The organism is Ruegeria sp. BA12, from assembly GCF_056539625.1.
The window spans coordinates 25,568-50,752 of record NZ_JBQFVF010000014.1; the positions used below are offsets into that span (position 1 = coordinate 25,568).

Sequence of the window (25,185 nt, forward strand, 5' to 3'; positions counted from 1 at the left end):
CCCCCTATAGATTTGGCGGGAATGGCGCACTTCGAAAAATAAAAAAGGCCATTTACCGACAAGGGAGAACAGAGATGTCGATAAAGGAACCGTTTACGGACTTAGAAATAAAGACCGCGGATGATGGTTTTTATGAGAACTACAGCGTCCCGATTGCGCTGATAAGCAAGGCGATCATGGTTGCTCTGGTGCTTTGGGCTTTGGTCTTTCCGGCCAATGCCAACGGCACCCTGGGCAGCTGGAACGGCAAATTACTGGAGAGCTTCAACGGCTTTTACGTCATCATCGTGGGCTTTTTCTTTTTGTTTCTGGCGGTGGTGGCCATCCTTCCGGGCACCGGTAAGCGTGTCATGGGCACACCCGGAGAAAAGCCCGAGTTTTCGAACTTTTCGTGGTTCTCGATGATGTTCGGGGCCGGTCTTGGCGTGGGCCTGATGGTGTTTGCAACGGCCGAACCGTTGGGGTTGTGGGGCTCAAACCCCGTTGTGGTTGCCGGGGATGTTCCGGGCAATGAACCCGAGGCGATCCAATCGGCCTATCGCTATACGTTCCTGCACTATGGTTTTCACGCCTGGGCGATCTATGTGGTGACGGGCCTGTCTCTGGCCTACTACGCCTATACGCGTAACATGCCACTGACGATCCGCGCGGCGCTGACGCCGCTGTTCGGCAAGCTGATGAACGGTTTTCTTGGTCATGTGGTTGACGTTTTGGGCGTGGTTGCGACCATCCTGGGTGTTTCGGTCACCATTGGTTTTGGTGTCAGCCAGTTTATCGACGGGGTCTATGCGATCACCGGTATGCAATGGGTAATGGACCTGAGCGGAGACGTTCCGGCACCATCCAAGGTGGGCTTGATCGCGGGTCTGGTCGTTATCATGGCACTTTCGATCATTTCGGCGGTTTCGGGTGTCGGCCGCGGGGTTAAGTATCTATCAAACCTGAACCTTGTGTTGTCGATTATCCTGCTGGGAACTTTTGTGGTGTTCGGCTCGTTTGTCTTTGCAATGACCACCTATGGTTCGGCGATGGTCGACTATATCTTCCACTTCATCTCGCTGAGCTTTGGCGCCTATGGGCCGCTGTCGGCAGAAGCTTTTGCTGCAGCACTGCCCGCAGAAGCACAGGCCCATGCGGCAGACCTGATGGGGGGTGCTACCAACGCCTGGGGCAGCTTTGACGGCTTCAAGAGCGGTCTGGAAGGTGCAGCAGCTGAACTGGACGAAGCAACTCTGGCCGCAGCTTATGCAGCCGGTGAACAGGGCCGTCAGTTTGGTTGGCAGTCGGGCTGGACCACGTTCTATTGGGCTTGGTGGATCGCGTTCTCGCCGTTCGTTGGCTTGTTCCTGGCACGCATCTCAAAGGGTCGTACCGTGCGTGAGTTCATCCTGGGTTGCGTGTTCGCACCGGCATTGGTGTGCTTTGCCTGGATGACAGTCCTGGGCGGCACCGCGATCGATCTGGAACTGGCAGGCGCGGCCGAGGGCGCGATCATTGGGGCGTCGAACACCAACAAGCTGTTCGTGACTTTGTCCTACATGATCGACGGTGGGTTGTTGTCAATGCTGAACGTCATGTGCGTGATCCTGATCATGACCTTCCTGGTTACCTCTGCGGACTCCGGGATTTTGGTGATGAACACAATCATGTCGGGTGGCAGTCAGGAGACCGGCGTCAAACATCGCATCATTTGGGGTGTGATTCTGACCGCCGTAATCGGTGCGCTGATCTTGGCAGCGGGTGAGAACAACCCGATGGACGCATTGCGCAATGCGATGATCATCGGCGCGCTGCCGTTCACTATGGTGATGGGTTTGATGTGTATTTCTCTGGCCAAGGCGCTTTATCGCGACGGGCAGCGGGACAGGCACGAAGACGCCGGAACACAGGCAGCTGAATAACCTAAGCCAATAAACCAATCAGCAACGCCGCCCCCTAGGGCGGCGTTTTTTTTGCGTCTGTCCAGCTCTTATTATGGGTCTGGAACTATCGTAAATTTGCGGTGGGTTCAGTATCGACAGGGCTGCGTAGGTCGCCCGCGTGGACCTAGACGTGGTCAACCAAATCACTTTGCCCGCCCCGAAGCATGAGCTGTGCAAGCCTAGTTTGATCTCAGCTTATTCATAAATAGCTGCGGCACCTTCCGCGCGTTTTTCATGATCAGAGTGGGCGCACCGCCAACCTGATTGCGCCGGATTGCCTTATAATCTTCCGTCGATTTCCTGAAAATTCGACGGACGCTGCCGTTGCTGGCCCCGCCAAGGCGCATCTTGGCCAAAACTTCCGGAAGATAGGCTGCTGAAATGCGGCCCTGGCCGAAATAACGCAGTATGCTGTCATAATCTGCTGAAATCTGGAAGCTGTCATCATAACCACCCCACCGCGTGATGACATCGCGTTTGATAAATAAGCTCGGATGTGGTGGCATCCATCCACGTTTCAGATTGTGCGGGCCATAGGGTCCAGAAACCCAATGGCGCACCACCTTGTTGGAATCCCGCGCGGACACATATTCCAGATCACCATAGACCGCGTCTGCGCCGGTTTCCTCAAAGACCTGTGCAACACGATTCAAAACCTCTGCATGTGCAAAAAAGTCATCAGAATGCAGCAACCCGACCACATCACCGGTTGCTCGGTCCGTGGCGCGGTTCAGTGCGTCGTAAAGGCCCCGATCTGTTTCACTGACCAGCCGCATACGCGGATCGTTTCGGGCATTGAGCAGCTCTAGCGTGCCATCACTAGAGCCTCCGTCCTGAACCACATGTTCGTAGTTGTCGTAGGTTTGTGTATCCAGGCTTTGCAAGGCATCTGGAAGGGTGGCCGCACGGTTCCAAACTGCTGTAAGGATAGAAAATTTCATGCATAATTCCAAAGAATAACAAACGTGAATATCAATCTTTCACAACGTCGTAACCGCAGCGTACTTAGCCTTGCTGAGGTTCGACCAGAAAGCGAGGCTGGTTACCTTTTTGCATCCCCGCAATGATCCGTCCTGCCAGCAACGACTGAAACGTCAATCGCACGTTAAACCAAGACGTTTTGACAGCCTTAATCGCTGTAATATTTGGACGCATATCTTCCGTAGGAATATCCGTAATGCTTGGCGCTTTGGACATTGATCTGACCCAGAATAAGACCGGTTAAGCGCTGATTATCGGTGTGGAACAGGCGCATTGCCTCGGTGATGTCTTGCGCGGATGTGTCATTCCACTTGATGGTCAGCAGCACCGCATCCGCATTGCGTGCAATCAGGCGTGCGTCGGATACCAGCAATGTTGGCGGCGTGTCGATCAGTATGACGTCATAGAGCTTGCGCATGTCGTCCAGAAAAACCTTGAACCGTTCTGATGCAAATAGGTCCGCCGCATTCACCGAGGTCTCTTCACCAGCCAGAATATCGCAGTTCAGCAACGGGTCCTGAAAGATGACCTCTTGTGGCGTGGCGTCCCCGGACAGAACCGACACGATCCCTTTTTGGGGTGCGCCCTTGAGCTGCGCTGTCATGGTCAGGCGTCGGATATCGCCTTCGACCAGCAAGACCTTTTTGCCGATACCGACAAAGTTCTGGGCCAACGCCAGTGAATTTGTCGTCTTCCCCTCGCCCGGCAGCGATGAGGTCATAACCACAACTTGTGGCGGGCGGTCCACGTTGGACAGCATCAGCGAAGTTCTCAGGTTGCGCACCGCCTCGGCCGTGGCAGAGGACGGCTTGTCGGCCAGATATTCCAGAACCTTGCGGCGCCCGCGTGCAGGAAAGATCGGGATCTGACCCAAAACGCTGTAGCCGGTCTTGCGTTCCAAATCCTGCGCAGAGCGATAGCCTTTGCGTCGCGCTTCAGCCAACAAGACGAACCCGCCGCCCAGCATGAGGCCCAGTATGGCCGAGAGCATTAGCATTCGGGATTTTCGGGGCGAAGTCGGGATGCTGGGAATAACGGCGCGTGACAATTGCCGACTATCCGCCTTTTGAATCCCTTCCTGCGCCGATGTCTCTTTCAGCCGTGCCAGAAAATACTCATAAAGCAGCCGAACCGCTTCGGCCTCACGCACCAATTGCTGCAGCGTAATCAGGTCCGCATTCTGCTGCGCGATCTTTTGCCCAAGGTCTTCTGCCGATTGTGTCAGGGCCTGAACCTGCTGCGTCGACCGCCGCACTTCAAGCGCTGTGCGCGCGAGAAGGCGTTGAAAAGCGGTGTCAAAGACTGTCTCGCCCGTACCGGAATCCTCGATTTGCGTGAAAAGACGTTGCAACTGCGGGTCCTGGCTGGCTTCAGCCTGAGCCGCGCGGTTGTCTGCGGAAGACAGTGCGTCATACCGGGACTGTGCCGTGACACGGGTTGCCTCGGCAGATACACGACGTTCACGAAGATCTTTCAATTGCACTTCCTGCAACTGTAGAGCTTCGGGTGAGATCAGCGCAGTCGTCCCATTGAAGTCGCTGACTTTTGCCTCAGCCGTTTCCAATTCGACTTGCAGCTCGGCCACACGGTCGGTCAGCCACGCCGTCGCCTGTTCGGTGGCCTCAAACTTTACCTCGATCTGGTTCAGTACGTATAGTTCGACGATCGTGTCGGCTATCAGAGCTGACTTGCGTGCCGATTCCGTCTCGACCGTAACTTCGAACACCAAGCTTTGCGGCACGATTTTGACCGAGAGCTTCTTGAGCAGGGCAGTAATCACGCTGTCCCGGGTTTTCTGCTGAGTCAATTCCTCGGCCACCTGCTCGGGGTCGCTTCCGGCGCCAAGCACTAATTTGACGAACTGTTTGACTCCATCGAGTGCCGAGTCCGGCAGAAGATCGGAATTGAACTCGGGATCAGAAACGAGGTCCAGCTTGTCCACGACCTTGCCTATCAGGCCGCGGGACTGCAGCACTTCCAATTCGGAATTGACTTCAGCGGTGTCTCCGGCCAGACCGCCCACTACGCTTTGAAGGTCAACCACGCTGGCTTGATCGGTTTCCAGCATGACCACCGCAGTCGACCTGTATAGTGGCACGGCGACGACAAAGGCGTAATACCCTCCGATCAAAATGGCTATGGCGGTGGCCAGGGCAATGATCCACTTTCCACGCCATAATGTGCCTATCAAAACTCCTAAATCGACCACGTCATCTTCTGGCGCGTCACCCATTGGTGACCGGCTCGAATTGAACTGTGCTTCGTGTATTGGAGATTGCTTCATATCAAATAATTTATCCCAAATGCCGGATACACGCGAAACGCGTTTGAAGCCGCTCTCTACAAGGTTCCAGCGCATAAATAAAGGCCCGCCCGTATGCCAAACTGCCAGTTCAAAAAGCCGCGGTGAAAACCACCTTGCCCCTGCATTTCATGACTGCTGTTTGGGTCGGTTCAAACCAGGCTTCTAGCCACTTCCCCCTTATCTGACTATGGGCGCATGACTTCCGATCAACCCGTACGGTCGCCTAATTAAAAATCAATAATCTTAGAAAATTATTCCGGGTGAAGAACGATCAAGTCTCAACCCATGACTGAATGCTAACGTCATGCATCAAGTGAGAATGAGTACCCGCAAAGCCCGGGTTTCTGAACACGCAGCTACGGAAATCTGAGGGCAAATTGGCATCTCATCCAATGAAGTCGCACCAATCCAATAAGTTGGAGATCAACAGAATGTCCCGCGCAGTAATTGCCAGCAAGGCTGAACCAGCCTTTGTCAATCAACCCAGGCATCAAACAACCGATGAAGTGAAAGGGGTTGTTAATAATGATTAATCTTGGCCTTTCCATCACATCATTGGCGACGCGCAATGGTCCTGGCGGTATTAAAAACTTGAACCCGTCGCTTTGGCTCGACCCCGCCGATATGCGCTCACTGTTTCAGAACTGGGCAGGGACGATGCCCATACTGGGTCCGGGTCAACCGGTGGGGTTGATGCTGGATAAATCGAACGATCTTAAACCTGGCCCTGACGCTGTCACGGACGGGGGGTTAAACGATGGTGAGGCTCATTGGAATACGAACGGTGATGCAACCATTTCAAACGGACAAGTGCGCATCCACTCACCCGATGGGTCGTATTCAAACGTCGTGCAGACTGATATTTTAACGGTCGGAGAATGGTACCGACTAGAATATACAGTGACCGCATATGGCTTTGGTGGCCTGTCTATCAGCGGTGTGACGGGCAACCCGCCCTTGCCTACCACAATAGGCCGGCACAGCGTTATTATACAATCGAAGGTAGAATACCTTAGCATCAAGCGGCGATCGGGACCGACGGATATAACCATTGCTGATATAGCGGCCCGTAGCATTCCCGGATACCACGCCGCGCAGAAATTTAATGACGACCAGCGCCCTTTTCTTGCCCGGCACCCGATGAGTGGGATCAGGAACTTGATGGACAACTCTGCGAGTTTCGCAGGGTGGAACGATAGTGCTGGATCTCTTACTGCGACTGCACTGGGAACGCCAGAAATAGAGATGGTGAAACTGGCGGCGAAGGTCGGCCAGAGTGGTCTGACATTTGTTGCCCTGCCTTCGGCTGTCCAAGCCACACAGGCCGCGACATTCTCTGTTGTCGCCTCGGCGGCGGAATATCCAATCCTGCACTTTACTGGTGGCGACGGGTTTGCTGCGTCGCGCGGGGCCTTCGAAGTCGATTTGACGACGGGCGCAATCCTGTCCGGTTCAGCTTATGTTAAAAGCCTTGGCGGCGGTCTTTTCCGGGTATCCACACAACTGGACTACAGCGGCACGGGCAATAAAAACCTCTATCTTCGACCCCGAGAGGAAATGGGAGTCGATGTTCTGGGGGATGGTGTGAAGGGCATTCTGCTTGCACAGGCTCAGCTAGAAATCGGATCCGCACCGACACCGTACCAGAACCGTATCAATCAGTATGACGTCACTGAATCTGGACAGCGCGCTTTCTGGTATCTTTCGAATGATCAAATTGACGACGAACTTGTCGTTGAGTTCCCTGACCTGGGATCGGACGTCACTGAATTTTGGGCAGATGAGAACGGGGTCACGATCCGTGGCGGCCAGCTTATCGGGGCGGGTAACAGGGTGGTGCCGGGTGGTGCGTCTCTTTATGCCTATGGCGCAATTGGACGCGCATTGTCAGGACCGGAAACCGAGCAATTGCGGAAATTTCTTGAGCTGAGGGCGGCGGTCAGGAGTTAAAGCGCAAACTGGTACTCTTCGATGAGTGGATTTGCTTAGAAATCGCCTCTTGCGGTTGACCGCAGGAGGTATTCCGCCAAACCGAAACCAATGCGCGGGTTTAAGCTCGGGCCAAAGTTGGGCGAATTGCTGCCCGCTGATTGGTCAGGTCTGGGATCGGTCAGCGCTCTTGCTTGTCGACCGAAACAAGGCAAGTGCAGCCGAATGTCAGACGGCCGCGCCACCTGTCTATGTAATCGAGTGACCAGCCCAGAAATTCTGGACAAGTTAAATTTCGGATTTCCCATTTTTTTCAAACTGTTTTTAAATGCCCTCGAGCCTACGTTTCGAACGACCCGTTTCCCATGTCGCCACGGCTCATGCAGGAAAGTGAACTCAATGACCGAAGCCTATATCTGCGATTATATTCGAACGCCGATCGGCCGTTTTGGTGGTACTCTGGCCCCGGTACGCCCTGACGATTTGGGCGCGATTCCTATACGTGCCTTGATGGCGCGCAATCCACGCGTTGACTGGGATGCTGTCGATGACGTGATATTCGGTTGCGCCAACCAGGCCGGTGAAGACAATCGCAACGTGGCGCGCATGTCATTGCTGCTTGCGGGCATGCCTGTGGCTGTCCCCGGTACGACCATTAACCGCCTGTGTGGATCCGGTATGGATGCTGTGATCAACGCCGCGCGGGCGATCCGCTGTGGTGATGCCGACCTGGTGGTCGCTGGCGGGGTTGAGAGCATGTCGCGCGCACCCTTTGTTATGCCCAAGGCCGAAAGCGCCTTTTCACGAGCGAATGCTGTTTATGACACCACCATTGGCTGGCGCTTTATCAACCCGGTGATCAAGTCACAGTACGGTGTCGACTCCATGCCGGAAACTGCTGAGAACGTCGCCGAGGATTTTAATGTGACGCGTGACGCGCAGGACGCATTCGCGCTTCGCAGTCAAGAGCGCGCGGCCAAAGCTATCGCGTCGGGTCGGCTGGCACAGGAAATTACTCCGGTCGAACTGCCGCAGCGAAAAGGCGATCCAGTTCTGTTTGCAACCGATGAGCATCCCCGCAGCACGACGCTGGAAAAATTGACCAACCTGCCCGCGCCTTTCCGTAATGGTGGAACAGTCACGGCTGGCAATGCCTCGGGCGTCAATGACGGGGCTGCCGCGCTGATCATCGCCTCGGCTGATGCCGCCAGGACATACGGACTGACCCCGATGGCCCGCATTGTTAGCGGGGCGTCGGCGGGTGTGGCACCTCGGATTATGGGTATCGGTCCGATCCCGGCCACGCAAAAGCTGTGCGCCCGTTTGGGCCTGAAACCCGAAGACTTCGACGTGGTTGAACTGAATGAGGCTTTTGCCGCGCAAGGTATCGCAGTTCTGCGCGGCCTAGGTCTGGCCGAGGATAGCGCGCATGTGAATCCAAATGGCGGGGCCATTGCTCTGGGGCACCCGCTGGGCATGACCGGGGCCCGGATCGCTGGAACGGCGGCACTGGAGCTGTCGTTGGGTGGCCACAAACGCGCGCTGGCCACCATGTGCGTTGGTGTTGGTCAGGGTATCGCCATCGCGCTGGAAGCCGTCTGATCGATTTACGAAAGCTCGGTAGAGCTGAGGACGCAGAAAAAACTGGCCGATAGAGATTTCAATGCAGGTGTCCGGTGCGTAACTCCTTTGCCTCAACCTCGGGGCGGTCCAACACTAAATAGATGTTTCAAAATAGAATAACGCCGGAGCCTTTCGACTCCGGCGCAACCAGCTTCCAGATTATTGCGTCACTATTGGAAGCCCATAAGCATCTTCGGGAGGAACAGTGACAATTCCGGAAGGAATGTAACCAAAAGCATTCGCCGCAAGCCGATCGGACCAACGAGACGCGAACTTTCTTGACGTTCGCCAAGAATGCATAAATGTCCGCTTTCTGTCTCAGTGAACAAAGCAGAGAGTGTCAAAGTTTCGCCTCCAAGACGCCACCTCTTCTCCAACATTTTCGCCGTTGAGACCGCGTTTAATTAGCGCGGCAAGCTGACCTGCATCGGCCGTCGTAATGCCCCAACGGACCAGTTCTGGCGTGCCAATGCGCAATCCGTTCATATCGCCGTCAACCACGGCCAATGGCAGTCCGATGCCGCAAGCTAGAAACCCATTCGGGCGCAGCTTTTTCGACGCCGCCTGACCGCCTCCAAAGGGTTCGGCCAATACGGCGAACTGGTGGGAGTTCGTAAAGCCTTCGGCCCCAGCAAAGACCGGAACGCCCTCTGTGTCCAATGCGGTCGCCAATGCTTGCGACATTGCGATCATCCCCCTGGCATAGGCTTTCCCAAAGTCCCTCCAATCCAGCATGGTCACCGCAAGAGCGGCCGTCTTCGCAGCATCGAAATTGGCAGTCATCCCGGGGAACGCGATGGCATCCAGCGCCTTTGCGATCTCGGCATCGTTGGTGACGATCAGTCCCCCGGCCGGTCCCCCAAGGCTTTTGTAGGTACTCATCGTCATGAAATGCGCGCCTTCCTTCAGCGGGTTCGACCACGCCCGCCCCGCTATGATCCCGCATTGGTGGGCAGCGTCGAACATGACCTTAGCGCCGACTTCGTCCGCGATGGTACGAATGTCGGCCACAGGGTGCTCAAACAGGTTCAGACTGCCGCCGATGGTGATCAGCTTGGGTCGTTCGGCCAGGACCAATGCGCGAAGCTGATCCAGATCGACCGTGTAGCCATCCTTGTTTACGGGAGCCTCGACCGTGCGCAGGCCATAAAGCCCCGCACAGCCCGCGATATGGTGCGTCACATGCCCACCAATCGACGCGGGCGGAGCGATAATCGTGTCACCCGGTTTGCAGGTCGCCATGAAGCCATACAGGTTGGCAATCGCGCCAGAGGGCACGCGGACCTCTGCGAAACTGGCATCGAACACCTCTGCGCAAAGCTGGGCGGTGATAACCTCGATTTCTTCGATCGCCTCCAATCCCATTTCATACTTGTCACCAGGATAGCCCAAGGACGGACGCGATCCGATACCTGACGACAAGAGCGCCTCTGCCTTGGGGTTCATAACATTGGTCGCCGGATTGAGGTTGAAGCATTCTTCCTCGTGGATCACACGGTTCCGCTCAGCGAGTGTCTGAACCCGGGCCAGAAGATCGGCCGAGGACGTGGACGCAGCCTTGTTGGCAATGCCCTGAACCAGAGTTTCACTCGTTATGGGAACCCAGTTTCGTTGTGCAAGTGTCATACGCCATCCTCCTGTTTGCACCAATCTGGCGCCTTGAGCGTGACAGCGCAAAGCAGATTTGCTATTTCTGGGCGTAGAAAATCTAAGGCTAAGAAATGAGCGTCGCCCCCAAACGCCCGAAGGGCCCACCGCTGAACGCCATGCGGGCATTTGAAGCTGCTGCGCGACATGTGAGTTTTGTTGCGGCTGCGGATGAGCTTTGCGTCACTCCCGGCGCGATCTCTCAGCATATCAAGACGTTGGAAGATTGGGCAGGCATGTCACTCTTTCGCCGTAACGCTCAAGGGGTGGAGTTGACGAAGGCCGGAGCATCGCTGGTCTCAAGGTTCACATCTGCCTTTGACGCGTTGGCGGATGCAACGCGCGCCTTGCGCAACCTTGGTCCGGACGTGGATTTTCACATCGCAGCCCTTCCTTCCGTCGCTCAGCTTTGGTTGCCGAAAAGACTGAGCAAGGTCAGAGCGCAATTGCCCATGATCAACTTCTCGGTCACCGCCATGGAAACCCCGCCGAGCCTGTCGAGAGAACTGTTCGATTTGGCGATTTTCTTCGATGTGCCCGATGGATCGCCCGATCAGGTCTCAATTTGTGCCGATGAGATTGTACCGGTGTGCGCACCCGCGCTTCTTGAACGGGTCGTAGACTTCGAGACAACGACGCTTCTGCACGACCAGACATGGGCAGATGACTGGGCCGTTTGGTCAAAGGCGACATCCACGCCCACAAGCGATCCGATACACGGTCCGAAGTTTTCCCTCTACAGCCTTGCCGTGGAAGAGGCCAAAGCCGGTGCCGGCGTCTTGATCGGGCACCTGTGCCTGATCGAAGAAGCGCTCGCGAACGGTTCGCTGAAACGTACCAGCGAGCGTACCTGCCATACGGGGCGTCATTTGTGCGCTCGACTGCCCGAAGACTCGAGGCGAAGACCCGAAACTGATCAAGTCGTTTCGCTGCTTTACTAGAAGTTCCCAAGGCCCCCATTCGAGCGTGGTGCAGCATTTCGTAGGTTTGGGCTCGCACCGGCCTTTCTCTGCGATGTGTCCCAAGAGGGAGAAGAGCCCAAAGCGGACGACGAAAAGATGGCCAATCGGTAACGGGTTTCTAGTGCGTTTTCCAAACAGCGGCTACTCAATTGCCGTGCGAAATGTTGCGGTAAGCCGTTTGTTCAATCCGTGATGAGGTTCGGCTGAAAAACCGTAGTGCAACTCCGCGAGGGCAGCGATGTCATTGAATATGACTACGGAGCCGCCTTCTTCATTCGCGTAAACCAAAAGTTTTTGGCAAAAGGCATCCAAACCAATTGCCGGAAAGCCCGCCATAGCTACGCCACCGGGTGCTGGTCCGCCGAACAGTAAGAGAACTGCATCCGGCAGTTCCACCCCTAGTTGGGATGCTTCGGTCGCAAAATCGATTTCCCCAAACCAGACAGTATCGTCCTGTCCCATCACAGCTGTCCTGAGACGTTCGACTGCCTCTGGTACGCTGAGCTGAGATCGCAGTTCGATGACGCCATAGTCGGCAAACAACCCGTTGGTCGGCGCTGGTGTTGCATCCAAGTCGTTTAAAACTTCGAGCATCTTGCTCTGAAATACACGCACCGAAGACGCGTCCGTGAGCCCATGCCGGATTTTGAGAAACTGGGAGTCCGTGTAGGTAATCTGCGGGCGATCATCCTGATCGAAGGAAAGAACGCGAAAAGGAAGGTCCAAACCTGCTCGCACGGTCTCTTTCAGAATGGGTGTGTTTATCTCAGGATCAGAGAAAATGAGCACACGAGACGCGGGCATTTCTACACCTTCGGCTTTAGCCAGACGCGAGTGGTCTATCGATGCGATTGGAGTAGGCCCCGCCTCGTCAACGGCAGTCTCAAGTTCTAAAAAATTTTTGTCCACCGCAGTCTGGACAGATGACGATTGTGCCAGACCGGATGTCGAAACCGACGCAGTTGTAATCATCGAGAGAACAAAGAAAAACCTCAGCACTTTGACACTTCCTGTTTCATTGTACTTTTCTCAGGGAAACCGCCGCAAGAGCTGCAAAAGCTATCTCGGCCGCAAGATAAAATAGAAGTAACCCGTTTGGAACTCCATCGATAAGAATGCTTAGCATGCGTCCAACGGCCAGTCCCGACATAAACAAAAAAAGTACCCACAGCGCGGGGCGTTGTAATTCTGGTTTCGAAGCGGCCGCCAACCAAAACAACGCGTTTGCCAGGTAAAGACCCATAATCGCGCGGAACACGTGGGTTTGGTTGGTCCCTTCCACCGGAAATCCCAGCAAAGCTGGGACCGAACTGCCGGGCATCAGACCGTATGATAACGCGATTGGCACGAGGCCAACGGCCGCAAGCAGAAGGACTAATCTAGCACTCATGGAGGACTCCTTCTCGTAGAGGTTTCGCTTTTTTGCAAAATTCCTAATCGGTTTTCTGGGGCATCCGATGATCCGAGCCGGATGCCCACGCCGCAGTGAGAAAGGCGTATTGGTTGCCTCGCTTCCTCTACTGAGAGATGCCGCCTTCGGTTGATGTCTGTTCTTCAACATGGTCTTGATTGGCGACCGGCTTCCCGCGCGGAGGGAACTCCTCGAAGGTAGCGAGATGTGCCTGCACTAGTCGGGCGGCTGGGCCGAATGCCCACATTTTCTCACCCATCCAGCGGACGTACATCCCGCTTTCCTCCGCTGCTTTCTCGTAAGGATCGCGGCGAAGGTTGAAAAGCAAGGGGGCGACCAACTCTTCCTTCGGGCCTGACCAGCCGTGGTTTTGAACGACAAAGTGCGCTTTCCAATCGTTGTAGCGTACGGCTTGGAGGTCCGTACCCTGATAGTAAATCAGCTCGCGGCGATTGCTCTCTTCGTCCTCACCTGTCAGGTAAGATAGTTGGTTGTAGCCATCGAGATGCACTTTATAGCCTTCATATCCCTCTAGGAGCTTTTCTCTTAGATCTGTCGGACCTCCAGCCGCAGCTACAAATGTTGGCATCCAGTCCATTCCGCTGAAGATGCCGTTCAAAACCTGTCCTTCAGGAATTTTGCCCGGCCAGCGAATAATAGCAGGAACTCTAAAGCCACCTTCCCAGGTAGTACCCTTTTCCCCATGAAACGGTGTCGTACCACCATCAGGCCACGTCAGTGTTTCCGGGCCATTGTCGGCAGTGAACATCACTATGGTATTATCGGCGACTCCCAGATCTTCAAGGTGGCTGAGAACGTTACCAACGTTGTTATCCAACTCCTTCATGACAACATCCTGAAGTCCGCGCCCATTGCCCAACATAGCTTCGTATTCGGGGCTGAGGTGGGTCCAGACGTGTGCACGGGCTGGAGCCATCCAGACAAAAAACGGAGTGTCCGACTCAACTGCACGAGAAATGAAGTCCTTCGTGTAAGATGTCACTTCGTCATCCAAAGTCTTTTGGCGTTCCGGCGGCGCAGGTCCGTCATCAATGATGCGCTGCTTCCCGACTTTTCCAAATCGCGGATCGACTGTTTCGTCCTCCTCGTCTGTGGCAAAAGAATGAATGATGTTGCGCGGTGCGAATTGCGCGTTGAATTCTGGATCGTCTGGCCAATCCGGATCAGACGTATATTCCATGGCATTCAAGTGATAGAGCCAGCCCCAATACTCGTCGAAACCTTTTGTAGTCGGTAGGAACTCGTTGAGATCGCCCAAGTGGTTCTTACCAAACTGCCCCGTCGTGTACCCTAATTTTTTCAGGAACATTGGAAGCGTCGGATCATCTGGGTTTAACCCTATCGGATCCCCCGGCAGCCCTACCGTGTGCATACCAGTCCGAATAGGCAACTGTCCGGTCATGAAAGCTGATCGACCGGCAGTACAACTTGGCTCGGCATAATAATCTGTGAGACGAGCGCCCTCAGACGAGAGGCGATCCAAGTTCGGCGTCTCGATGCTTTTGACACCTCCGTGGTAAACGCCGACGCTCGCCCAACCCAGGTCATCTGCCATGATGACAAGAATGTTGGGCGGGGTATGCTCGTCGGCCCAAGCTCCAGTGAAAGCAAAGCAGACCGCACCCGCTACTGAGATAAGCTTGTTCATTAAGACCTCCCGACACGCAATTTCTCACCAACGATAGGAAAAACATCGGCTTGGAGGAACAGTTTAATTCGTTAACTTTTCAGGCCAAACATATTTTGTGTTAAAACATCTTCGGCCGCAAAGTCTGCAAACATACACTCGTCGCGATTTAGCGAACAACGGGTTCGAGCCCAATACAGACCTTCCTTTTGTGTCAAGTTTGGCGCCTACCAAAAGAGCCAGAATTGTGAGTTAGGCCAAGCCATCAGTAGTAAACTCTCGGAAAAACCGAAAAAAATAGGTATCTAGCTGCTTTGGGCGCTTCCAGTTTTCATAAAATACGTCAGATATCCTATCTATGCCGCCGTCTCCGGCGGGCATCTCCTTCCGAAAGTTCTGGTGTATAGCTTTTTTGCACCGTGCGGAGAGGGTGTTTCGAAGCTGGCACCGCAGATTAAGCTTGGTCGAGTGTAACTATACTTTCGGATACCCAACCTATACCGATGAACGCCTAGCGCATCCTGTCATTCTGTAGTTATTTCGCCTTGCACAGTCCCATAATTGTGCTGCCACCTCCTACTAACCATCCCCCTGTAGGAGAGTTGTTTGCCAGCTTCGCAATGCAAGTGTGTGAGTGGATCCGCATTGTGAAGCTGGCCTTTTTTACCTTCAACAAAAAAGGCCCCGCACAATGGCGAGGCCGTAACTCGTTACCCCCTCACAAATCACTATTGGATTGGGTTAAGCTTAATACGGCAAGGACCGCCGCTTGGATTTAAAGTTCCCCGCGTCACCCTAATCTGGGATGATTGGCAACGCGGGGATAGTCTGGTCATGGGACAGACCAGTCTATTTGTCTGTTCGGGACTTTACGCCCGCGCAGGAACACAGCCGATATAAAGATATTCCGCAAAACGGCTTGTGATTTTACGCCAAAATTCACAACACCGTTCAGAAAGTTAGTAAATGCAAAAAGCTCTGATCATGAGACGAGGTTTTCCGGCTTAAATTGACGGCCGTGTAAGAGGCGGCTTAGTCCCGCGTTATCGTCATTCTAGAGTGCTTCAGCTACGGCATGCATCGTGCCCAAAACGGAAGCTTGAATGGACCTGCCGCCCGAAAGACTCTTGCCATCGAAAAAGATCATTCCCGTTTAGCGCCCGCAATTGCGCAGAAATGTCGACACAATCGAATAGTTGATTTTGTAGCGCATCTTTGACCAAATGTTAGGCAGAACCAACGAGGGAACAAGAATGAAGAGATTTATGACCCCCACAGCTGTACTAATTGGGTCTCTAACCGTTGCAGCATGTGAAGATACTGGCAGCTCTACTGCGTCCTCAGAACTGACTCCTGCCCAGCAGGCATGTCTGCGAGATGTCGCCAATACGACGAACAATTCGCAAGTCGTGGTGCTATCGTCTGCGTTTAGCGAGGCGGGAACACAAGTAACCGTCGGCGTTGGTGAGGACCGTGCTCCTTGGAATTGTATTGCTTACAGTGATGGCGCGACAGCTGGTATCGAGTTCCTTGGCGACGAAGGCGCTCTGTGACCAGTTTGGTGCGTAGCTGAGTACGGTTGCGCAGCACTGACTCGTTCTGTGTAAAGCTCGACTTGGTTTGTAGAATAACCACCATCGTATTCGCTGCCCTTTACCTGTTGGCGTTGTTTGCGTTTTTGACGGGTACATATGGCTGGTTGGGACAAGCCGGACCTGCCAGACCTGTGTGTAACGATTAAAACCAGGAAGAAACCCATTATCGCCACGATAGCAGGTCCCGCGATGGGCGGCGCGCTGGAGATCGCACTTGCCTGTGATTACCGTGTCGCCACGCCGGATGCATTGATGGGGCTGCCAGAGATCAAGCTGGGGCTGCTGCCAGGCGCCGGGGGCACCTAAAGGCTGCCACGGATTGCCGGGCTGGAAGCGGCAACGCAAATGATCCAAACGTTTTCGACCAATCTGAACATGCCTATATGCCGATGCTGATGACGGCGGAAAATGTGGCGCGGACCTATGGGATCAGTCGTGACGCCCAGGATGAATACGCTGCACTTTCCCGAGGTCGGACCGCCCGGGCTCAGGCCGCTGGCGCCTTTGGTGACGAGATCGTTCCGATCACTGCGATAAAGCGGGTCAAGAACCGCGAAACCGGAGAGGAAACCCTGGACGAGGTGACCTTGTCAAAAGACGGAGGCAACCGGCCGGGCACGACGGCTGAAACACTTGGGGCATTGAACCCGGTTGTCGAAGGAGGCGTGATTACTGCCGGAAACGCAAGCCAACTCTCTGACGGTGCCTCGGCTTGCGTGCTCATGGAAGGCAAAGTGGCTGAGCAGCAGGGCCTCACACCGCTAGGTATCTATCGCGGCATGGCTGTTGCAGGAAACGCACCGGAAGAGATGGGGGTTGGCCCGATCTTTGCAATTCCAAAGCTGCTTAAGAATGCAGGTCTTCGCATTGAAGACATCGGCCTTTGGGAGCTTAACCAAGTCTTTGCCTGCCAGGTTCTGTATTGCCGTGACCATCTTGGGATCAATCCCGAAATCTACAACGTGAACGGCGGTGCACTATCGATTGGCCACCCCTACGGCATGACAGGTGCGAGACAAGTCGGGCATGCTCTGATTGAGGGGAGGCGTCGTGGCGTGAAATACGTGGTGACCTCCATGTGTGTCGGCGGAGGCATGGGCGCCGCAGCACTGTTCGAAGTCGCCTGACCACACTGAAATGAGTTCAAGCAGAGCGTTATCTGGTTGAGTCATTGACATTCTGTCATCTGCGAAAGCCGCCATCTGCAAGCCTGCATTTCATGTCGACCGGAATTGGTGATACCTCCTGAGGCGTTATGACCAATGTCACGCCAACGATCCTCTCCACGGTTTCCAGCCAGTTTGTCGATGACTGGCTGGCGGCGCTGCGTGCCCTGTGCCCAGAGGCGCAGATGGCGTCGCTGCTTAGCCGGTCCGGTCTGAACGCGGATACGCGCTCGCCGAATGGTCGCGTCACGCTGGATCAGATCGTTTGCCTCTATCAACTTGCCGCAGTCGAGACCGGTGATGAGATGATGGGGCTTTGGAGCAGACCCGTCCGGCCGAGGGCCCTGCAACATCTTCTGACCACTGTCAGGGAAGCCACGTCTCTTGCATCGGCGCTCTACCGGTTTTCAACGTTCTGGAACTTGTTGCTGGATGATTATCAGTTTGATCTGGAGGACGCCGACAACGCGTTGGTGCTTACCCTGAAACCACAAGGCGAAGTGCCGCTTCAGCGGTTTGGACATATGCTGATCCTCAAACTTGCCCACGGGCTCATGTCTTGGCTGGCAGGGCATGAGGTTCCGGTTAAGGCCGTTGATTTCGCGTTTGATCGCCCGGACTTTGATCAGGATTACGCGATTATCTTTCCTGCACCGCTGCGGTTTGGCCAACCCGCCACCGCCATCGCGTTTGATCCGAATGTAATGGGCCCTGTGCAGACTCGAAGCACAGCTGATCTTGACCGGTTTTTGCAAAACGCGCCGCGAGACTGGATTTTTACCTCTTCCCGCGAACACACCCAATCGCTGCGGGTGCGCACGTATCTGGGTCAGACAGGTTGGGATTCGGCGACCTTAACACAGACAGCATCCGCAATGCACATGACCCCGCGCACCCTGATCCGCAGGCTACACGCGGATGGCACGTCGTTTCAGGCCATAAAGGATGCCCTGCGGCGCGACATCGCAATCCGTGATCTTCAGGCGGGGCGCAAAAGCGTTGAAGCCATCGCACATGATGTCGGATTTTCGTCGGCGGCCAATTTCCACCGGGCCTTTCAACGCTGGACCGGAAGCACGCCCAGCTCATACCGCAAATCACAAACATAAGCGGCCATTTGTCACTTTTGGACAATTATCTGTCAGCGCACGAGATAGAGCTTAACGGGCTGGCTCGCTAAATCTTGCCGCAGAGAAGCATTTTCAACTGAAGTTTCGCCTTCATAGCTCATCAGTCTGGCCATCCACGATTGCCGGGTTGTGGCGTCATCTGAGAACAATCGCCCTTGAAAGGATCCACCAATGTCAGACAAACTCGCCACCATACTCCAGGCCGCACGCGACCACGCCGAGCAGGTCATCCTGCCAAATGTGGACGCCTGGAACGCCACGAAGACATGGCCCCGTGATGCGTCGGACAAGGCCGGGGCCGCTGGCCTGACTGGGCTGTACGCCCCCGAAGAGTTTGGCGGCCAGGGCTTGCCACTTTCAGAGGGCATTCAGGTCTACGAACAACTGGGGCTCGGAGATGGCGCTTATGCCTTTGCCCTGTCGATGCATAACATCTGCACCTTCGCGGGCTGCGGCTATGGCACAGATGCCTTCAAGGAAAAGTGGGCGCGGGATCTGACCTCTGGCCGCAAACTGGCGAACTTTGCGCTGACCGAACCGCAATCGGGATCGGATGCCACAAACATGTATTCGCGAGCCGTGATCAATGATGACGGCACATGGACGATCAGCGGTGCGAAGGCATGGGTCAGCTTGGCGACCGAGGCTGATATCTATTTCACCGTGGTCAAAACCAGTGATGCACCCGGCCACAAGGATATGGCGATGATCGCCATTCCCGCCGACGCTCCGGGCCTCAGTTTTGGCCCGCTCTACGACACCCCGTCCTACAACTTCCTGCCTCTGGCCGAGATGTACATGGACAATGTCGTGGTGAGCGAAGACAATATCATCCTGCCCATTGGCCAGGGCCTGCAAGGCTCACTCATGGCGATCGATATTGCCCGCGTTTCGATTGCGTCAGGATGCTGTGGATTGATGCAAGCTGCATTAGATACGGCGCTGTCCTATTCCAAGAACCGCAAGATGTTTGGTGGCAGGAACCTCGATCTGGACGGGATCCAGTGGATGCTGGGCGAGGTTGCGACCGATCTTGAAGCCTCGAAGCTACTGTACCGCAAGGCGGCAGAGGCCCTTGGCACGCCCGAGGGCCCACTGATGGCCGCCCATGCCAAACGGTTTGTGCCAGATGCCGCAGTGAAGGCTGCAAATACCTGCACGCAAGTGCTGGGCGGCATGGGTCTGCTGCAGCCTTATGGTCTGGATCGTTTGTCCCGCCTCGCGCAAATGCTGCGGATTGTGGACGGGACAACCGAAATCAGCCGTGTAGTTATCGGGCGGGCCCTGCAAAAACGAGCGGCGTCCTTGCCTGATCTGCCAGTACCGAAAGGATTTGGTGAGACTGTCTGAACATTCCAACCCGCCGGAGAAACGGAACCGACCTGAAAATCTCCTCAGAGAGCGGTAAAATTGAAAGACCAGCCGCGCATATGCGGCCGGTTACTCGATATTGCAGACCTTGGTGCAACCGCAGCGAATTCAACCTTTGTCCGCTTCTCTGCCTCTAACTAAGCCACTCAGACTGTCCGCATATTGCGGTTCGTGGCTTGCTGCATGAGCAAAAGTTATTGGAATGGGAGAAGGCCTGGTAAGGGCTCAAAGCCTCTAACGACGCTCTGAACTAAGAACAGTTACATCAAACTTTTTGCCGACCATTGAGTGTTGAGGTAAACGTTCCCAACGGTGGCATAGCGTACTGCGCTCATGCTTTTGTTTTGTGAGACAACGGGATTTGGACAAGCCAAACGCCCCTGGCCATCAGGGGTAAGACACTGCCTTCCCCCTCGGGCAACCCTATTAGACAACACCGTGTCCTCGGCTGCGCCTGCGGGCCGCACCACTATTGTCGAATAGCGTTGCCTCGCCCCCTCCCGCGATCGCCACGTGGCAGATTAGCAGGCACAGGCAGCTTCGCTGTCTGACCTGCAAATCAGCTCTGATTTTCCGAAAGGGAAGTCAGATCAAATTCAACTGATGTCCAACATTGGGGGGGTGCCTTCTGATGTCGAACGTTCACCTAGTATCTAGTCCAACTATGACGGTTGGGTCAGGTTCGTGTGACGTCCAACAGGAAATGTGGAACGCCACTGATATTTGACTCAATCGACAGATAAAACTTTAATAAATCGGTAATTTACGTCACTCATTAGCGACCCAAACGTCAATCATTTGTGACCCAAAACGAATTGAGGCCATTCAACCATATTAAGGAGGGGTTTTGTCTATATGGACGGGTTATGAACAAAACCTCCATTCGTGCCCTCAGCACCAAAGACGGGTTGGCATGACTTTTGACAGCAGTGGAAAACACCCAAGTTTGGCAGTTAGACAAATCTGTTCACATAATTCTCTAGTATTTCCTGGCGTCCAGATTGCGGCTCTGGGTTTATTCCTTCATTTAAAACGCGAGCGGAAATTTCATCCAGACTACTGCCTAACATGGACTCCGCTTTGGGAGACTTCCAACCGGAGTAGCGTTGCGAAAGCGCGTTTTCCAAACCTCCATCTTCAATCATTGCAGCCGCTGCTTTCAAACCACGTGCGCATATATCCATTCCGCCGATATGAGCCGCCGCCAGATCGACAGCGTCAATCGATTGCCTGCGAATTTTGGCGTCGAAATTTGTGCCCCCGGTGGTAAAACCACCAGCTTTCAGGATGTAATAGTAAGCTAGGGCAACTTCCGGTGTATTGTTCGGGAACTGGTCTGTATCCCATCCGGATTGGTAGTCGTTGCGGTTCATATCAATCGAACCCAGCATCCCTTCAGCAGCCGCAACCGCAATTTCATGCTCAAAGCTATGCCCGGCAAGGATCGCGTGGCCCTGCTCGAGATTTAGTTTCACTTCGTTCTCCAACCCATACTTCCTGAGAAAACCGATGCAAGTAGCTGCGTCATAGTCGTATTGGTGCTTGGAAGGCTCCTGAGGTTTCGGCTCCACAAGAATGGTGCCTTTGAACCCGATCTTATGTTTGTACTCTACGACCATGTTCAGAAAACGGCCCATGTGGTCCAATTCAGTTTTCAGGTCCGTGTTCAGAAGGGTTTCGTAGCCCTCACGACCTCCCCACAGAACATAGTTTTCACCGCCTAGTTTGTGAGTTGCATCCATACAGGATTTTACTGTCGCTGCAGCGAACGCAAAAACGTCGGGATCAGGATTGGTACTGGCGCCAGACATCCAGCGACGATGACTGAACATATTGGCCGTACCCCAAAGCAGTTTCGTGCCAGAAACTTGCATCTTTTCACCGATATAATCGGTGATTTCTTCCAATGTGCGCAGGTTATCGGCAAAATTTCCCTGTTCAGGCCGGATATCAGCGTCGTGCCAGCAAAAGAATGGCTGCCCCAAAAGCTCAAACAATTCGAATGCAATATCTGCCTTCTGGCGGGCCCGGCCCATATCGTCCTGAGGATACCATGGGCGTTCGAACGTAGGTCCACCAAAGGGGTCTCCACCCTCCCACGCGAATGAATGCCACCAGGCCACCGCAAACCGCAGATGGTCCTCCATACGCTTGCCCATGATGATTTCATCCGGGTCGTAGTGACGAAAGGCCAACGGGTTCTTGCTGTCCACGCCTTCAAACTGGACCTTCTCGATCCCTTCAAAAAATCCACTTGGCATTTCTGCCCCCTACTCTGCTTTTTGTGCTGGCTGCTTGCCGAGAATGATCATCGACAATAGATCGTCATCAGTTACGTCTGCGATATCGACCGTCCCAACCAGTTTTCCGTTCTTCATGACCGAGGCGCGGTCGCACAGTTCCATGACGGCATGCACGTCGTGATCGATCAGAAATATCCCGATGCCTTGCGCCTTTAGCTGGTGGATCAGATCCGCCACCATCTGAGTTTCATGCGGCCCGAGCGCTGCTGTCGGCTCATCCATGATCAGAATACGTGCGTTGAAGTAGACAGCCCGAGCGATCGCCACTGATTGTCTTTGCCCGCCCGACAAGGCGGAGACCGGGTCATTGAACTTCTGAAAGTTCGGGTTGAGCTGAGCCATGATCTTTCGGCACTCGGCCTCCATGGCTGCGTCGTTGACCAAACCAAAAGGCGTCGTCATCTCACGCCCCAGGAACAGGTTCGATGTCGCGTCCAGATTGTCGGCCAAGGCGAGCGTCTGATATATCGTTTCGATGTTATTCGCCCGGGCGTCACGGGGATTGCCAATCTCGACTGGCTTGCCATCAATCAGGATCTCACCGTGATCCATCTGATAGGCGCCGGACAGAACCTTGATCAGAGTGGACTTCCCGGCCCCGTTATGGCCAAGCAGGCCAACGACTTCACCCGGATAGAGATCGACCGACACATGGTCGACGGCCTTGATCCCACCGAAGGAAATCGAAATATCGCGCATCTCGACCAATGGCGGCGCGCCTGACCCACGCCCAGTGCCGGAAGTTTTTTTCTGAGTATCCTGAGCTTGCATCACTTGGCCCCCAGTCGCTTGCGGTAAACGATGTCGATATAGACGGCCAACACGAGGACGCTGCCGACGACGATGTTCTGAAACGGCGCGTCAACGCCAACCATTGCCATGCCCGATTGCAGCGCCTGCATGATCAATGCACCAAGGATCGCGCCATAGATGGTACCGATGCCGCCCGACAATGCGGTTCCTCCGATCACTGCAGCGGCGATGACCCGAAGTTCGTCCAGCGTACCAATGTCGTTCGAGTGGTTTGCCAAGCGGGCCGAGGCGACCACCGCGGACACGGCGCACAAGAAACCCATCAAAGCAAAGATTTTCACGGTCAGCAGCCGAGTGTTGATACCTGAAAGCTCTGCCGCATCCGGGTTGCCACCAGTGGCAAAGATGTATCGACCAAACCGGGTTTTCCGTGCCACGATCGTCAGGGTAACCGCTACTATGATTAGTATGAGGACAGAAATCGGTATGCCGTATCCTACAACCAGCCCTTCTGGCATTGTCTCGCCGCGCGCTTCGAACATACGTTGCAGCCGGCGCGTCGGAATGGCGTAGCTGTTTACGATGTAAACGTACCCAAGGATAGCAATTGCGATTATCCCCGCCAGAGTGGCCTCGGCCCAAACAGGTTTTACCGGGAAACCATGTGACGCTTTTGCGCGTCGCCCACTCCACAAAGCCCAGATGGCAATCGCAGTAGCAAACAAGCCGAACAGCCAGCTTGTCGTCGTTCCCAATGTCCCGTTGGTCCCGCCAAACATCAGGAATGTACTATCCAGAGGACCAATCGTCTGGCCGCTGGTCAAATACCACGCCACGTTTCGCCAAACCAGAAATCCACCAAGCGTAACGATGAACGCTGGTATCGTCAGATAACCAACCATCCAGCCATGAAACGCACCAATCAGTGTGCCGACAAACAACCCGACAACGATTGTGATCGCCCAGGTTGCCGGGTTGTTCAAACCCATACCAAGTACCTGCGGCAAAAGCTCGGTTTGCGTCATTGCCATCACAGCCGAGGTTGTTGCCAATAGTGCGCCAACCGACAAGTCGATGTGTCGCGTGACGATAATGAACACCATTCCGCAAGCCATAATGGCCACTGAAACCGTCTGGATGGACAGGTTGAATAGATTGCGCGGCGTCAGGAACCTTCCATCTGTGAAGATGTTGAATCCGATGCACAGGATGACAAACGCGCCGATCATTCCCAAAAGTCGCATGTCCAGTTCCAGTTGCTGGAACAGGCTGGGTTTCGCTTTTTCAGGTATCGGCTGAGACGAAGTTTCGGTCATTTCCGATCTTTCATATTCAGCATTTGCCCCAGGCCCAGACTAAGAGGCCCAGGGCTGAGTGGTTTAGTTACAAGGCGCAGGTCCGTTTTCAACGCCTTGGCAAAGATCTTCCAGCGGAATCCATCCGGCATCCACAACCACGGACAAGTTGTCCTTAGTGATTGGAACAGGCGCTAGGAAAACCGAGTTCATCTCGGTCCCACCCGGTGATGTCCAGCTAACTGCGCCTTCGACATCAGCAGGGCTTGTCCCACCGCTCAATGCGACAGCGATTTCGCCAGCGGCCTTTCCAAGTTCGCGAGCATCCTTCCAAACCGAAACCGTCTGCGTTCCCAGTGCGACACGGTTCAATGCTGCGTGGTCGCCGTCCTGACCGGAAACCGGAATGCCTTCCATGCCCTGTGCGGTCAGCGCAGCAACAACACCGCCTGCAGTACCGTCATTTGACGCAACAACCGCATCCACGTTGTTCTCATTCGCGGTCAGGATCTGCTCCATGTTTCGCTGCGCGTTCGCCGGCAACCAGCCATCCGTATAGGCCTCACCAACGATTACGATGTCACCGCTGTCGACGGCTGCTCCGATGATCTCTTGCTGACCACCGCGCAGGAAATCTGCGTTCGGATCAGTAGGAGAGCCTTTGATCATCACGTAGTTGCCCTTGGGCATGGCTTCAAAAACAGCCCGGGCCTGCATTCTGCCGACTTCCACATTGTCAAAGGTCAGATAGAACGCACGGTCGTCCTCAATCAGGCGATCATAGGCAATGACTGGAATACCTTCGTCCGCTGCAGCCTGAACAGCCGGTCCGATTGCCTGCGCGTCCTGGGCCAGAATAATAAGCGCGTCTACACCCTGGGCGATCAGGCTTTCAATGTCCGAAAGCTGCTTTGCGGAAGACGACTGCGCGTCTGCCGAGATGTACTCGGCACCCCCTGCTTCAAGCGCCGATTTGATGGCCGCTTCGTCTGTTTTCCAACGCTCTTCCTGAAAGTTGGACCAGCTTACGCCGACCACTGGCTCTGCGAATGCGGTCGAAGCCAACAAAGTGGCCACAGCCGAAAAGCTGAGAATTCTCTTCATGATTTCCTCCCATTTGCCGAGCCATCGCATTTCGATTCGC

Annotated in this window: 17 protein-coding genes and 1 pseudogene; 8 read left to right on the forward strand and 10 right to left on the reverse strand. The window is 54.7% G+C overall.

What is annotated here, in order from left to right; translation table 11 throughout:
- Window positions 1-74: 74 nt before the first annotated feature.
- Window positions 75-1,901, forward strand: coding sequence for a BCCT family transporter (locus tag ACR0B0_RS19745; RefSeq protein ID WP_170351972.1), 1,827 nt, complete (start codon window positions 75-77; stop codon window positions 1,899-1,901).
- Between the two features lie 200 nt (window positions 1,902-2,101).
- On the opposite strand, the gene ACR0B0_RS19750 is transcribed toward ACR0B0_RS19745, so the two are convergent.
- Together ACR0B0_RS19750 and ACR0B0_RS19755 are read right to left on the reverse strand one after the other, a co-directional pair.
- Window positions 2,102-2,863: a glycosyltransferase family 2 protein gene (locus ACR0B0_RS19750; RefSeq protein ID WP_480649249.1), complete on the reverse strand. Its 762-nt coding sequence runs from the start codon at window positions 2,861-2,863 to the stop codon at window positions 2,102-2,104.
- A gap of 188 nt (window positions 2,864-3,051) precedes the next feature.
- Complete coding sequence (locus ACR0B0_RS19755; protein ID WP_480649251.1) at window positions 3,052-5,136, reverse strand: GumC family protein; 2,085 nt, start codon at window positions 5,134-5,136, stop codon at window positions 3,052-3,054.
- Window positions 5,137-5,733: 597 nt separating this feature from the next.
- Between ACR0B0_RS19755 and ACR0B0_RS19760 the strand changes: the two genes are divergently transcribed.
- Entirely contained in the window at window positions 5,734-7,158 is a 1,425-nt protein-coding gene (locus ACR0B0_RS19760; protein WP_480649253.1) for a phage head spike fiber domain-containing protein, read from the forward strand.
- A 378-nt stretch (window positions 7,159-7,536) separates the two neighbouring features.
- Window positions 7,537-8,739 (forward strand): 3-oxoadipyl-CoA thiolase, encoded by a 1,203-nt coding sequence (pcaF, locus tag ACR0B0_RS19765; protein ID WP_170362754.1) that lies wholly within the window; start codon window positions 7,537-7,539, stop codon window positions 8,737-8,739.
- Between the two features lie 339 nt (window positions 8,740-9,078).
- Here pcaF and ACR0B0_RS19770 read toward each other — a convergent pair whose 3' ends face one another.
- Window positions 9,079-10,386 carry an aminotransferase class I/II-fold pyridoxal phosphate-dependent enzyme gene (locus ACR0B0_RS19770; protein ID WP_480649255.1) on the reverse strand — a complete coding sequence of 436 codons (1,308 nt, stop codon included), beginning with the start codon at window positions 10,384-10,386 and terminating at the stop codon, window positions 9,079-9,081.
- A gap of 95 nt (window positions 10,387-10,481) precedes the next feature.
- Between ACR0B0_RS19770 and ACR0B0_RS19775 the strand changes: the two genes are divergently transcribed.
- On the forward strand, window positions 10,482-11,348 hold the full coding sequence (locus ACR0B0_RS19775; protein ID WP_170351978.1) for a LysR family transcriptional regulator: 867 nt from the start codon (window positions 10,482-10,484) through the stop codon (window positions 11,346-11,348).
- 162 nt (window positions 11,349-11,510) lie between these two features.
- On the opposite strand, the gene ACR0B0_RS19780 is transcribed toward ACR0B0_RS19775, so the two are convergent.
- The 3 genes from ACR0B0_RS19780 to ACR0B0_RS19790 form a co-directional block, all read right to left on the reverse strand.
- Window positions 11,511-12,368, reverse strand: a complete 858-nt coding sequence (locus ACR0B0_RS19780; protein ID WP_170414467.1) for a DUF302 domain-containing protein — start codon at window positions 12,366-12,368, stop codon at window positions 11,511-11,513.
- A gap of 16 nt (window positions 12,369-12,384) precedes the next feature.
- A complete protein-coding gene (locus ACR0B0_RS19785; protein ID WP_480649257.1) occupies window positions 12,385-12,759 on the reverse strand; it encodes a DUF4345 domain-containing protein in 375 nt (124 codons plus the stop codon).
- A 127-nt stretch (window positions 12,760-12,886) separates the two neighbouring features.
- Entirely contained in the window at window positions 12,887-14,449 is a 1,563-nt protein-coding gene (locus tag ACR0B0_RS19790) for an arylsulfatase (RefSeq protein WP_480649259.1), read from the reverse strand.
- A 1,670-nt stretch (window positions 14,450-16,119) separates the two neighbouring features.
- On the opposite strand from ACR0B0_RS19790, the gene ACR0B0_RS19795 reads away from it, so the two are divergent.
- The 4 genes and pseudogenes from ACR0B0_RS19795 to ACR0B0_RS19810 all read left to right on the forward strand — a co-directional run bounded on the left by ACR0B0_RS19795 (window position 16,120) and on the right by ACR0B0_RS19810 (window position 19,669).
- Window positions 16,120-16,329: an enoyl-CoA hydratase/isomerase family protein gene (locus tag ACR0B0_RS19795; protein ID WP_254440287.1), complete on the forward strand. Its 210-nt coding sequence runs from the start codon at window positions 16,120-16,122 to the stop codon at window positions 16,327-16,329.
- A 35-nt stretch (window positions 16,330-16,364) separates the two neighbouring features.
- Window positions 16,365-17,150, forward strand: a pseudogene (locus ACR0B0_RS19800) (acetyl-CoA C-acyltransferase); the annotation flags it as partial.
- A gap of 128 nt (window positions 17,151-17,278) precedes the next feature.
- The gene (locus tag ACR0B0_RS19805) at window positions 17,279-18,298 is read left to right on the forward strand and encodes an AraC family transcriptional regulator (RefSeq protein ID WP_170351982.1); all 1,020 of its coding nucleotides are present in this window, start codon (window positions 17,279-17,281) and stop codon (window positions 18,296-18,298) included.
- A 192-nt stretch (window positions 18,299-18,490) separates the two neighbouring features.
- Window positions 18,491-19,669 (forward strand): acyl-CoA dehydrogenase family protein, encoded by a 1,179-nt coding sequence (locus tag ACR0B0_RS19810; RefSeq protein WP_480649261.1) that lies wholly within the window; start codon window positions 18,491-18,493, stop codon window positions 19,667-19,669.
- A 974-nt stretch (window positions 19,670-20,643) separates the two neighbouring features.
- On the opposite strand, the gene xylA is transcribed toward ACR0B0_RS19810, so the two are convergent.
- From xylA to xylF, 4 genes are all read right to left on the reverse strand, one after another.
- Complete coding sequence (xylA, locus tag ACR0B0_RS19815; RefSeq protein WP_170379767.1) at window positions 20,644-21,951, reverse strand: xylose isomerase; 1,308 nt, start codon at window positions 21,949-21,951, stop codon at window positions 20,644-20,646.
- Between the two features lie 9 nt (window positions 21,952-21,960).
- Complete coding sequence (locus ACR0B0_RS19820) at window positions 21,961-22,764, reverse strand: ATP-binding cassette domain-containing protein (RefSeq protein ID WP_170351985.1); 804 nt, start codon at window positions 22,762-22,764, stop codon at window positions 21,961-21,963.
- Window positions 22,764-24,062 (reverse strand): sugar ABC transporter permease, encoded by a 1,299-nt coding sequence (locus ACR0B0_RS19825; protein WP_480649263.1) that lies wholly within the window; start codon window positions 24,060-24,062, stop codon window positions 22,764-22,766. The genes ACR0B0_RS19820 and ACR0B0_RS19825 overlap by 1 nt, the downstream gene beginning before the upstream one ends.
- Window positions 24,063-24,125: 63 nt before the next feature.
- The gene (xylF, locus tag ACR0B0_RS19830) at window positions 24,126-25,145 is read right to left on the reverse strand and encodes a D-xylose ABC transporter substrate-binding protein (RefSeq protein WP_155150139.1); all 1,020 of its coding nucleotides are present in this window, start codon (window positions 25,143-25,145) and stop codon (window positions 24,126-24,128) included.
- Window positions 25,146-25,185: the final 40 nt, after the last annotated feature.